The following is an 11,597-nucleotide window of genomic DNA, read 5'->3' as shown; positions in this document are numbered from 1 at the left end:
GCGGGCCGGCAGACCCGAGCCTCGATCAGCCGTTGAGAGCGGCCTCGAGCTTCTCGTCGTACTCGGCAGCGAGCGCGGCGACGTCGCCACCGGCGGCGATCTTGCCGAAGAACTCCTCCATCAGACCGGAGGTCTCGATGTCGGTCCACGCCGGCGACGCGGGCGTCAGCTTGGCGTTGGAGGCCGCGGCGATCGCGGCCTGCGCGAACTCGTCGTCACCCATCGCCGAGGTGAAGTCCGAGTTGGCCGGGCCGAGGCCGTTCTCGGCGAGCATCTGCTGGTACTCGTCGCTGTAGATCAGCTGCAGGAGCTCGAAGGCCTCGTCCTGGTTCGGGGACTTGGCCGAGATGCCGATGTTGGAGCCGCCGGCGAACACCGGGGCGGCGTCACCGTCGACACCGGGCAGCGCGAGCGCGCCCAGGTCGTCGGCGAGCTTCTCCTCGACGCTCCAGCGGGCCCAGCTCGGCGCCATGAACATGGCGGCCTCGCCGTTGTTGAAGGGCACCCACGCCTCGGAGTCGAGACCGTCGACCGGAGCGGTCGTCGTGTCGCCGAGCGCCTGCCACTGCTCGAGGCCGGCGACCGAGCCCTCCGACGAGAGCTGACCGGTCCAGGTGTCACCGTCGAGAGTGGCGATGTCGCCGCCGTTGGCGAACATCCAGGAGATGCCGTTGCGCCAGTCCTGGCCGGGACGCCAGAAGCCCGAGTAGTCCTTGTTGCCCTGCTTCTTCAGCGCCGCGGCGGCGGTGCTGAACTCCTCGAGCGTGGTCGGGACCTCGATCCCGGCGTCGGTGAAGGCCTTCTTGCTGAAGAACACGTAGCGCGAGCCCCAGTAGTACGGGACCGCGTACTGCGCGCCCTCGTACGCACCGGCCTCGAGGAAGCCCTCCGGGCCGATGTTGTCGCCGAGCTCGTCCATCTTGTCGCTCAGGTCGGTGAAGGCGCCGGCCGCGGTGAAGGTGGGCGACTGGGTGTTGCCGACCTCGAACACGTCCGGGGTCTGGTCCTCGCTCGACAGCGCGGTCTGGAGACGCGGGATGAGCTCGCCCCAGTCGATCTGCTGGATCTCGAGGTCGGTGCCCTCGTGGTCAGCCTCGTAGGTGCTCTCGAGCCAGTTGACGAGCTCCTCGGGCGTGTCGGTCTCGCCCGCGAGCCAGAGCTTCATGGTCTCCGGCGGGGTGTCCGACGCGGTGTCGTCGGAGTCCGAACCGCCGCACGCGGTCAGGGCGAGCGCCGAGGCCACGCCCAGGGCCGCCAGTCGTGTCAGCTTCATGGTGAGTGTTCCCTCTCGATCCTGTGGGGGGTTGTGGGGTTGCTGGGGTTGATTCGTGCTGGTGTTGATCGGTGCTGGTCGTTCGTTGGGTCCGGGGTCAGCGGCTGGGGTGTCCGACGTCAGACCACCCCTAGCTGGGCGAAGCGGACCTGGGCCGCCGCGCCGGTGAGGACGACGTCGCGCGCGAGCGACGCCATCCGCACGTCCAGGCTCTCGGTCACTACCGGCATGCTGCGGCCGGCGACCTCGTCGCGGACCGCCTCCAGGAGAGGCCCGTCGAGCAGCTCGGTCGGGCCGTAGAGCACGACGTCGGCGATCCCGAGCGTGGTGACGATCGGGGCGAGCGCCGCTCCCAGCGTCGAGCCGACCGCTGCGAGCTCCGCTGCTCGCTCGTCGGCGTCGCACCCGGCGAGACGGGCACGGAGCCGGGGGACCGCCAGGAGCGTCTCCAGGCACCCGCGGTTGCCGCAGGCGCACGGGAGTCCGCCGGGCTCCACGACGACGTGGCCGATCTCGCCCGCGGACATCAGAGGGCCGCCGAGCACGGCGCCGTCCATCAGGATGCCGCCACCGACACCGTGCCCGACCGCGACCAGGAGGAGGCCGTGGGCGTTCCCGCTGCCGAAGGTGCACTCGGCGAGCGCGGCGATGTTCGCGTCGTTGGCGATGGAGACCGGCAGGCCGAGCCGGTCCGTCACGAGCTGCGCGAGCGGCAGCTCGTACCACCCGAGGTTCGGGGCCTGGCGCACCACGCCCTTGTCGTCGACCACACCGGGTGTGCCGATGCCGACCCCGATCACCTGGTGCTCGGCGTCGGCGACCAGCCGCTGCGCCAGCGCGACGACGAGGTCGACCGCGTCGTCACCGCGGGCGCCGTCCAGCGCGACCGCCTCACGGGTCAGCACCGCGCCGCGCAGGTCGAGCAGAGCGCCGTGGAGGGTGGCGTCGTCGGAGAGGTCGAGGGCGACGATCAGAGCGGCGTCGTCCACGAGGCCGATCAGCGTCGCGGGCTTGCCGGCGCGGACGCCGGGCTTCGTGCCGAGCTCGGCGACGAGACCGTCGGCGAGGAGCTCGGAGACCAGGTCGGAGACCGTCACCCGCGTCAGCGAGGTGGCGCGGGCCAGGTCCGCACGGCTCAGCGGCCCGTCGTCGACGAGGCACTGGAGCACGAGCGACAGGTGGTGGCGGCGGGTGTCGGCCGGCAGCACCTTGTCGGAGGAACGGCGGGTCGAACGAGGCCGCAACGGCGGCATCGTGCGTTCGCCGCTGGGGGGAGTCGTCCGCTCGAGCATGTTGTTAGTTCAGCCTACTTACAAACCTCGGTCAAGGTCCGTTCCCGTTTCGTTATCTTCGGATTCATGCGGAGGCGCTCGCGTGCGGATGGGGCCGGCCGCGGCCCCTGGTCGTCCACCGCCCGCCGTACGGGCGGTCGGACCGACTCTGCGCTCTCGACTGGCCACCGAGGTCCGAGCGCACCTTGCCGATTCCGGGCGCGCCTTGCGCGGCGCGCTCGGAGTCGGAAGGGCGCGCTCGGTGCCGTTCGAGGGCCTGTGCTCGGCCATCAACGGCAGCGGGAGGAAGGGCGCCGGACGGCGTGCGACCCGGCCCCGCCCGCCGTACGGCGTGCCGCAGACGTCACACCGGCCCGGATTGACCGGGACCTACCCCGGGTGGGATATTGGAAGACGGCGCAGTCCGCGCGTCGGGTTCACGGCCTCGTCGTGGTCCGAGGGCGACTGAGAGCGCGACGCGGACCGCCCAGACCCTGAGTTCAGATCATCGAGATCAGAAGGATTTCCATGGCCAAGGCTCTCCTCGGCTCCGTGGTGGCGCCGAACCCGAACCTGGCGCGAGAGGCCCACCTCCGCCGTCGCATCGCCGACCTCGAGGCGGAGATCCTCCGGCTCAAGAGCGAGAACGACCAGCTGTTGGCAGCGGCGGACTCCCTCTCGGACGCCGAGTTCAGCACCGCCGACCTGCTCGAGCCCGCGGGCTCCTGACCCGAGGCCGGTGGCCTCCGGGCCACCCGCCGGTCCCGCGCCTTCCGACGCGCCGGGACCGAGATCGACTCCGGCGTCGACGGGGTCGCCTACCCTGAGAGCGGCACCTTCCCCGCTGTCGGCAGTCCGTCCGCTGTCGACAGAGCCCGTACCACCGTCGCGTGAAGGAGCCCCGGCTTGCACCTCAAGAGCCTGACCCTCAGAGGATTCAAGTCGTTCGCGTCCGCGACGCACCTCCAGCTCGAGCCCGGGATCACCTGCGTGGTCGGTCCCAACGGCTCCGGCAAGTCCAACGTCGTGGACGCGCTGTCGTGGGTGATGGGGGAGCAGGGCGCGAAGTCGCTGCGCGGCGGCAAGATGGAGGACGTCATCTTCGCCGGTACGTCCGGGCGTCCGCCGCTCGGGCGCGCCGAGGTCGTGCTGACGATCGACAACACCGACGGTGCTCTCCCGATCGACTACTCCGAGGTCACGATCTCGAGGACGATGTTCCGCAACGGCGGCTCCGAGTACGCCATCAACGGCAACCCGTGCCGCCTGCTCGACGTCCAGGAGCTGTTGAGCGACTCCGGGATCGGCCGCGAGATGCACGTCGTCGTCGGCCAGGGCCAGCTGGACGGGGTCCTGCACGCCACGCCCGAGGACCGACGCGGGTTCGTCGAGGAGGCGGCCGGCGTCCTCAAGCACCGCAAGCGCAAGGAGAAGGCGCTGCGGAAGCTCAACGCCACGGAGGGCAACCTCACCCGTCTCCAGGATCTGCTGGCCGAGATCCGGCGGCAGCTCAAGCCGCTCGGCCGCCAGGCCGAGGTTGCTCGCAAGGCCGCGGTGGTCCAGGCCGACGTGCGGGACGCGCGCGCCCGGCTGCTCGCCGAGGACGTCGTCGTCGCGCGGACGCAGCTCGCGACCGAGCTGGCCGACGAGGAGGCTCTGAAGGCGAAGCGCACCGCCGTCGAGGCGACGCTGGCCGAGCTGCGCGAGTCCGAGGCCGGGCTCGAGGAGGCGCTGCGCGAGGACGCGCCGCGGCTGCAGGCCGCCCAGGACACGTGGTACGCGCTGGGGAGCGTGCGCGACCGGATCCAGTCGGTCGCCGCGCTCGCCGCCGAGCGGATCCGCAACGCCGAGGACCAGCCCGCCGAGCAGCGTCGCGGCCGCGACCCCGAGGAGCTCGAGGCCGAGGCCGCGCAGTTCGAGGAGCAGGAGCGGGCGACGGCCGCCGAGGTCGCGACCGCCCAGACCGCACTCGACGAGGCGGTGGCGGACCGCTCGCGGGCCGAGGAGGCGTACCAGTCCGAGGAGCGCCGCATGGCCGACCTCGTGCGCGCCGCCGCCGACCGCCGAGAGGGGCTCGCGCGCCTCGCCGGCCAGGTCGAGACCTTCCGCACCCGCGTCGGCGCGGCCGAGGAGGAGATCGGCCGGCTCACCGAGCACCGCACCGCCGCCGAGCAGCGGGCAGCCCGCGCCCAGCACGAGCACACCGCCCTCGAGACGCAGGTCGCCGGACTCGACTCCGGCGAGACCGGGCTGGCTGCCGAGATCGACGGAGCCCGGGCCGAGGTCGAGGACCTGGCCGACCAGCTCGGCAAGGCGATCGAGGCGCGCAACGTCGCCGACCGCGAGGCAGCGGCGCTGCAGGCCCGACGCGAGGCCCTCGAGCTGGGTCTCGCGCGCAAGGACGGCACCGGTGCCGTGCTGGCGGCCGGTGACCGGCTCCCCGGCGTTCTCGGGTCGCTCGCGGCGGTCGCCACCGTACGGCCGGGGTACGAGACGGCGCTCGCCGCCGCGCTGGGCCCCGCAGCCGACGCGGTCGCGGTCGACGGGCTCGGCACCGCCCTCGATGCGGTCTCGGTGCTCAAGCAGGACGCGCAGGGGCGTGCGGCCCTCGTGCTCGGGGCCGGTCCCGACGGTGACCCCGCCGCTGCGTGGCCCGACCTGCCGGCCGGCGCGACGTACGCCGTGGACGTCGTCGACGCACCCGACGGCGTACGGGCGTCGCTGCGTCGCCTGCTCACGCGGATCGCGGTCGTGGAGGACCTGGACGACGCGCGGGGGCTGGTCGAGGCCGTCCCGGACGTCGTCGCCGTGACGCGCGACGGCGACCTGGTCGGGGCGCACCTCGTCTCCGGCGGTTCGCACGACGCGCCGAGCCTGATCGAGACCCAGGCCGCCGTCGACCAGGCGGCGGCCGACCTCGACGAGGTCCGCGAGCGCCACGAGGCCCTGGAGGCCGACGTGGCGAGGCTGCGGACCGACCGGGACGCCGCGCAGCAGCGCCTCGACGTGGCGACCGCGAAGCAGCGCGAGTCCGACGCGAAGGTCTCCGCCCTGACCGAGGAGCTCGCCCAGCTCGGGTCGACGGTGCGGGCGAGCAAGGGCGAGGCCGAACGCCTCACCACGCAGATCGACGCGGCCCAGCAGCGCCGGGAGGCCGCGACGAACGACCTCGCCGACCTCGAGCGGAGGCTCGCCGACGCCGAGCAGGCGCCGGAGGAGGACCCCGACACCTCGGCGATGGAGCGCCTGGCGGAGGAGGCGAAGCAGCGCCGCGCCGCGGAGACCGAGGCCCGACTCTCGCTGCGTACGGCCGAGGAGCGCGGCCGCGCGATCCACGGCCGGGCGACCGGCCTGCGACGCCGCGCTGCCGACGAGCGCGCGGCGCGGGAGCGCGACCGGCAGCGGATCGAGCGGCTGCGCCGGGAGGCCGAGGCAGCGACGGCCGTGGGGGAGGCGTCCGGAGTCGTGCTGCGTCGGATCGACGGCTCGCTCGCCGCGGCGAAGCAGGCCCGCGATGCGGTGGCCGCGTCCCGCGCCGACCGGGAGCGTGCTCTGGCCGACCTGCGGCGTCGGGTCCGCGAGACGTCGGTCGAGCTCACCCGGCTCACCGACACCGTGCACCGCGACGAGGTCGCCCGGGCCGAGCAGCGGCTGCGGATCGAGGCGCTGGAGCAGCGCAGCCTCGAGGAGCTCGGGATCGAGGTCGATGCGCTCGTCGCCGAGTACGGCCCCGAGCAGCTCGTACCGGTGCCACGTCCCGCCGACGCGGACGAGGAAGCACCGGACCCCGACCCCGTCCCGTACGACCGCGCTCAGCAGACCAAGCGGCTGCGGGCCGCGGAGAAGCAGCTCGCGCTGCTCGGCAAGGTCAACCCGCTCGCGCTCGAGGAGTTCGCGGCGCTGGAGGAGCGGCACCAGTTCCTCTCCGAGCAGCTCGACGACCTGCGCAAGACGCGCCGCGACCTCCTCGGGATCGTCGACGAGGTCGATCAGCGGGTCGAGCAGGTCTTCACCGACGCCTACGCCGACGTGGCGCGCGAGTTCGAGGGCGTGTTCTCGCGGCTGTTCCCCGGCGGCGAGGGACGGCTGGTCCTGACCGACCCCTCCTCGATGCTCACGACGGGGATCGAGGTGGAGGCGCGGCCGCCGGGCAAGAAGGTCAAGCGGCTGTCCCTGCTGTCCGGCGGCGAGCGGTCTCTCGTCGCGGTCGCGTTCCTGGTGGCGCTGTTCAAGGCGCGGCCCAGCCCGTTCTACATCCTCGACGAGGTCGAAGCGGCGCTCGACGACACGAACCTCGGTCGCCTGCTCGAGATCTACGAGGAGCTGCGCGAGAACTCGCAGCTGATCGTGATCACCCACCAGAAGCGCACGATGGAGGTCGCGGACGCGCTGTACGGCGTGTCGATGCGCGGTGACGGTGTGTCCGCGGTGATCAGCCAGCGGATGCGCGAGGCGGAGCCGGCGTAGTCGACGCCGCTGGTCGCCTCTCGATCGTTCGCTGCGCTCACGCCTCGAGAACCGGCCGAGGGATCCCCCGGCTGGTCGCCTCTCGATCGTTCGCTGCGCTCACGCCTCGAGAACCGGCTGAGGGAAGCGAGGATCGAGACCCGGTCCCACCCCCGACCCCGCTATCGTCGCCCGGGTGAGCGAGAACCCCACCCGTGACGACTTCAACGTCCTGCGTACGATCACGACCCGCTGGGCCGACGTCGACATCTACGGGCACGTCAACAACGTCACGTACTACTCGTACTTCGACACCGCCGTGAACGGCTACCTCGTCGATGCCACCGGCACCGACATCCGTGCGCTGGACGCGGTCGGGCTCGTGGCCGAGACCGGGTGCCGCTTCCTGCGCGAGCTCGACTTCCCGACGGACGTCGAGGTGGGGCTGGCGGTCGAGCGGCTCGGGCGGTCGTCGATCGTGTACGAGATCGGGCTGTTCCAGGGCGATGCGCGGGAGCCGGCGGCGGTCGGGCGGTTCGTGCACGTGTACGTGACCCGCGAGGGTCGGACCGTGACACCGATCCCCGAGGCGATCCGGGACGCCGTCGCCCCGTTGCTGCGCTGAACGGCGGCTCCCCGCGCAGTGAACTCGGAGTGCAACCCCGGCGTGTCGGGTGCAGAGTGTTCGCCAAGTTCGGTATCCCCGACGTAGCACTCTGTTTCCGGATCGATGCTCTCCGAGAGGGACGTCCCATGCGTAAGACCGCTTCCATCGCCTCGATCGTGCTCGGCGTGATCATGATCGTCGCCGCGATCATCACCTGGATCGTCGTGTCCACGACGCTCGCCGACCAGAAGATCACCGTCTCCGACGACGCCGACTGCGCGGCCGGTGACACCGTCAACGGGCCGATCAGCGCCTACTGCCAGGCCGACGTGATCGACAAGCACACCATGGAGGCCACCGGCGGCAAGACGTACGCCGAGCTGGAGCAGGACGACCCGGTCCGTGAGACGGCCATGGACTCGGCGTTCCTCCAGGCCTCGCTGTTCACTTCCGTCGTCGCGTTCGGTGTCGCCGCGATGGCGGCGGCGATGGGCCTGCTGTTCGTCCTGATCGGACTCGGGATGCGTGACGTCGGCGCCCGTACGGCGGCGCCCGCGCACGCCGGACCGCCGCCGTCGGAGGGCGGTACGACCGCCTGACCCTGACGTACGCGGCGAGGCCGGTGTCCGAGCGGGCGCCCGGCCTCGCCGCGCGTCATCAAGGCTCCCGTCGGTACGTGATGCGGAATCGCCGCTGCCAGGTTTAGCAGTTTCAGCCCATCGCGTTCGAGGGACTCGGTAGCGTGAGCGCGAGCTTGCGGCGTCCCACACGGGGAGGGCTGGCCCGGAAGCGCCGGACTGCGGCGGCGAGCGGTACGAGGAGCCAGACTTGGGACGTACGTACTCCCGCCGCCGGCAGCGTGCGACAACCGACGAGCTGCGACCCGGGCGCACCTCCGTACGAACGGGGACCGACCGGCGCTGGCGACTCCTGATCGTACGCACAGGACTCGCCCTGTGCGTCGTGGCTGGACTCGTCGGGGCATCGACGCAGTTGCCGTTCATCAAGGATCCGCTTGACGAGGTTCGCGCCGACGCTCAGGCAGCGATCAAAGCTCTCGACGCTGGCGATCTTGTCGCGCTCGAGGCGCAGTTGGCGGCCAACCGCGGTCAGGCCGATTTCGCCTACTACTTCACATCGGAGACCACACCGCGCGCTCTCGGCGACGCGCTCTCCACCGCCGCCGGCGAGAGCGACGACACTCCGTTGCGGGAGGACGTCGACGCCCACGCCTACGCCCTCACCCTGGCTGATCTGGCGGGCACCCTCGGCCTGGCGACGTTCGGTACAGGCGACCGTGCCTTGGCCGCCGCTTGGACGGATGACTTCATCACCGCGACGACGACTCCGGAGGAGTTGTACGGCGACGAGAGCGACGGTGCCGACGTCTCGGAGCAGGTCCGTTCCAATCAGGATGTCGCGAACAAGCAGAACCTCCTGCTGCTGCTGTCGCGCGGCTACTGGTCAACAGAGTTCCTTCAGGCAGTGACCGACGCCTACTGGCTGTACGACCTCGACCAGGGCGACGACGCGTGGTCCGGGACGTCGCTCGAGGATGCGAAGTACGCGCCGGCGCCGTCCGGTCAGTACCTCACCGACGGGATTCTCGCCCTCACCGCAGCTTTGACCGCGAACGCCGAAGCCAGCGCTTGGGCGTTCACAGACTTTCAGCCGGGCACCGAGGAGATCGACGGCTCGAACTATGCCATTGGCAGGTTCACCCACTACCTGATGTTCGAGCATCGTTTCCCCGGGTCGTCCGACGGCGAGGGCGCGGGTAGGACCGCGACCCTTACGGCGTTGTCCTCAGCGATCGAGGCTACGGACGGGGCCGCGGATGCTGACGACACGTCCACTTCGGCGTCGCGGGCCAGCGCCGGCCCCGTGCACGACGTCCTCGTCCTGCAGAACCTGGCGAAGGATCTGAGCGAGGAGAACGGCTGCTCATGGAATCCGCTCGACTACTGGCACTGTGCTGTAGCCGTAGCGGAGTCCGTGTGGCGATGGATCCAGGATTGGGGCCACCTCACCCTGGACATCCTTGCGGGTGCCACGTTCGCCCCGCCGCCTTTCACAGCCGTCGGTGTTGCCGCCGCGGTGACGAACGCGACCTGGTATGCGATCGACGGCGACTACGTGGCGGCCGGTCTCTCACTCGCCGCAGCGGTGCCGGGCCTCGCCTTTACGAAGATCGCCACGGGCGTGAAGGCGGGCGTAACCGCGGAGAAGGCGGCTGCAGAGGCCGACGATATTGCGGAGGTTGCGACCACGATTCGGGCGGCTGTCGGGCCCGAGAACACGATGGCGAAAGTAGTCACCGCCGACAGTCTGCGTGTCCGCCCCAACGTCTGGGCAACGACGAAGAGCCAGGTTCGCGCCGAGGCCAAGAAGACTGCCGAGGGCGACTTCATCGACCCGAACACGGGAAAGGTGATCCCCAGCTACGGAAAGTTCGACTATGGCCACAAACCAGGCTACGAGTGGCGATGCACCAAGATGAAAGCGCTCTCCCTGGGATGGACCCAGCAGGAGCTGAACAACTACTTTAACGATCCGAGCCACTACCAGATTGAAGATCGGGCCTCCAACCGGAGTCACCTCTACGAATCGGACACGTGTGCGGCTTAGCACGACGAGATCTGCCCACTAGCCGGGCGTGCCAGGAGTGCCGTCGCGCAACGAGGCGGCGGCGCCGGTGAGCTGCGTCGACGCTTCGGACCACGGACCCTGGAGGTCGAGGTCGTCGGTGTCGCAGTACGAGCTCCAGATGCAGTCGTTCCACTCCGAGTTCGTGGTGGTGTACGCGGTCAGCGCCTGGTCGGCATCGGCGAGCACACCCGAGCACCAGGACGACAGCGCGGTCGTGTCCACGCGGTTGCGCGCGACGGATGCGTCGCCGACGGCCGCGCCGAAGTCGGCTTGGGTCATGCCGACATCGAGCCGTGCGTCGATGTCCTGCAGGGCACGGAGGTAGGGGCGGAGCGCGGCTTCGCACGTCTCCCGTTCCTCCTGCTGCGCTGCCTGCTCAGCCGCGGCTCGCTCCTGCTTCGCCACCTCCGCGCGCTGCGTCTGGACCATCGAGCCGATGACGTACGCACCGACGCCGAGCACTGCAATCGCGATCATCGCCGTGATCGCAACCAGGATCTTGGTCGATCCCTTCATGGTGTCCCCCCTGTGGTGTCGGGTGGGGAGCGCACCGGCTCCCCACCCCTCAGGTGTGTCAGCCGGCTTCGACGAATCGAGCCGGATGCACGTCACGAAGCGCTCGTGGTGAAAAGGATCGGCGCCCACTCGTTGAAGTCGTCGTCGTACCCGGGTGAGATCTCCAGGTCGATGTCGTCGGCGTCCTTGACGGCATAGGCGAGATCGAACGAGACCTTCTTGCCGGGCCGGAGGGTGGTGCTCGGAGTACCGTCGATGCCGTTCGCCGAGTCGAAGATCTCCTCACCTTCGCGACCACCGGACGAAGCCGTCGAGTAGATCCCGGACGGGTCGTACCGATCGTCGGTGCCGTTGAATACGGTGACCTGGAACGTCACCTGCGGCCACTTCTTGTGATCGAGCAGCCAGTTGTCGCTGACGCTGTACGGCTTGAGCTTTCCGACCCTCACGATCAGCCCGTCGCCGTAGGTGTACTGGCCGCCGAAGAGGGCGCTCTGCCCGTTCGTGGCATCCAGTGACGGCGGGAGGCCGCTGTTCGAGCCGTCGAGCGGTGCGTCCGACGCGTCGTCAGTGGCGTCGCCTTCCGACTCTGGGGTTTCTTCGTCGGAGGCCGCAAGGGCGTCCTTTGCCTCCTTCGCCGCCTCGGTGGTGTCCGGGGTCTCCGACGAGCTCGCGCAGCCGGCCAGGGCTACGACGCCAAGCACGGCGCTGGCGACGAGGATGGCGGGGCGGGAGGTACGAATCTTCATGGTCGTGCTCCTGTTCTGTGTGCGGAACGTCGTTCGTGGACGGTGGCGGCGTCGCGAACCCCCGAGATGGACTCGCGACGCCGGAC

General features: G+C 70.6%; 9 protein-coding genes. 5 read left to right on the top strand and 4 right to left on the bottom strand.

The features are described from left to right. Nucleotides 1–25 precede the first annotated feature (25 nt). Both CLV56_RS17580 and CLV56_RS17575 read right to left on the bottom strand, forming a co-directional pair. The gene (locus CLV56_RS17580) at nt 26–1,273 is read right to left on the bottom strand and encodes an extracellular solute-binding protein (RefSeq protein ID WP_039349100.1); all 1,248 of its coding nucleotides are present in this window, start codon (nt 1,271–1,273) and stop codon (nt 26–28) included. A 119-nt stretch (nt 1,274–1,392) separates the two neighbouring features. Continuing rightward, a complete protein-coding gene (locus CLV56_RS17575; RefSeq protein WP_245857981.1) occupies nt 1,393–2,565 on the bottom strand; it encodes an ROK family transcriptional regulator in 1,173 nt (390 codons plus the stop codon). Nucleotides 2,566–3,072: 507 nt separating this feature from the next. Between CLV56_RS17575 and CLV56_RS17570 the strand changes: the two genes are divergently transcribed. From CLV56_RS17570 to CLV56_RS17550, 5 genes are all read left to right on the top strand, one after another. Then, the gene (locus CLV56_RS17570) at nt 3,073–3,273 is read left to right on the top strand and encodes a hypothetical protein (RefSeq protein ID WP_039349102.1); all 201 of its coding nucleotides are present in this window, start codon (nt 3,073–3,075) and stop codon (nt 3,271–3,273) included. 177 nt (nt 3,274–3,450) lie between these two features. Continuing rightward, nucleotides 3,451–7,011 carry a chromosome segregation protein SMC gene (gene smc / locus CLV56_RS17565; protein ID WP_039349104.1) on the top strand — a complete coding sequence of 1,187 codons (3,561 nt, stop codon included), beginning with the start codon at nt 3,451–3,453 and terminating at the stop codon, nt 7,009–7,011. 175 nt (nt 7,012–7,186) lie between these two features. Next, nucleotides 7,187–7,615 (top strand): acyl-CoA thioesterase, encoded by a 429-nt coding sequence (locus CLV56_RS17560; protein ID WP_211288182.1) that lies wholly within the window; start codon nt 7,187–7,189, stop codon nt 7,613–7,615. Between the two features lie 128 nt (nt 7,616–7,743). Then, the gene (locus tag CLV56_RS17555) at nt 7,744–8,196 is read left to right on the top strand and encodes an aromatic ring-opening dioxygenase LigA (RefSeq protein ID WP_100415359.1); all 453 of its coding nucleotides are present in this window, start codon (nt 7,744–7,746) and stop codon (nt 8,194–8,196) included. A gap of 364 nt (nt 8,197–8,560) precedes the next feature. Then, on the top strand, nt 8,561–10,225 hold the full coding sequence (locus tag CLV56_RS17550) for a GH-E family nuclease (RefSeq protein WP_100415358.1): 1,665 nt from the start codon (nt 8,561–8,563) through the stop codon (nt 10,223–10,225). A gap of 18 nt (nt 10,226–10,243) precedes the next feature. Here the strand turns inward: CLV56_RS17550 and CLV56_RS17545 are convergent, their stop codons facing one another. Next, a complete protein-coding gene (locus CLV56_RS17545; protein WP_039349108.1) occupies nt 10,244–10,762 on the bottom strand; it encodes a hypothetical protein in 519 nt (172 codons plus the stop codon). A 92-nt stretch (nt 10,763–10,854) separates the two neighbouring features. Then, nucleotides 10,855–11,511 carry a hypothetical protein gene (locus CLV56_RS17540; RefSeq protein ID WP_039349110.1) on the bottom strand — a complete coding sequence of 219 codons (657 nt, stop codon included), beginning with the start codon at nt 11,509–11,511 and terminating at the stop codon, nt 10,855–10,857. Between the last annotated feature and the right edge of the window lie 86 nt (nt 11,512–11,597).

The organism is Mumia flava (assembly GCF_002797495.1).
Lineage (GTDB): Bacteria > Actinomycetota > Actinomycetes > Propionibacteriales > Nocardioidaceae > Mumia > Mumia flava.
Note: the sequence above shows the minus strand (reverse complement) of the source record. Positions and strands in the feature narration are given on the sequence as shown.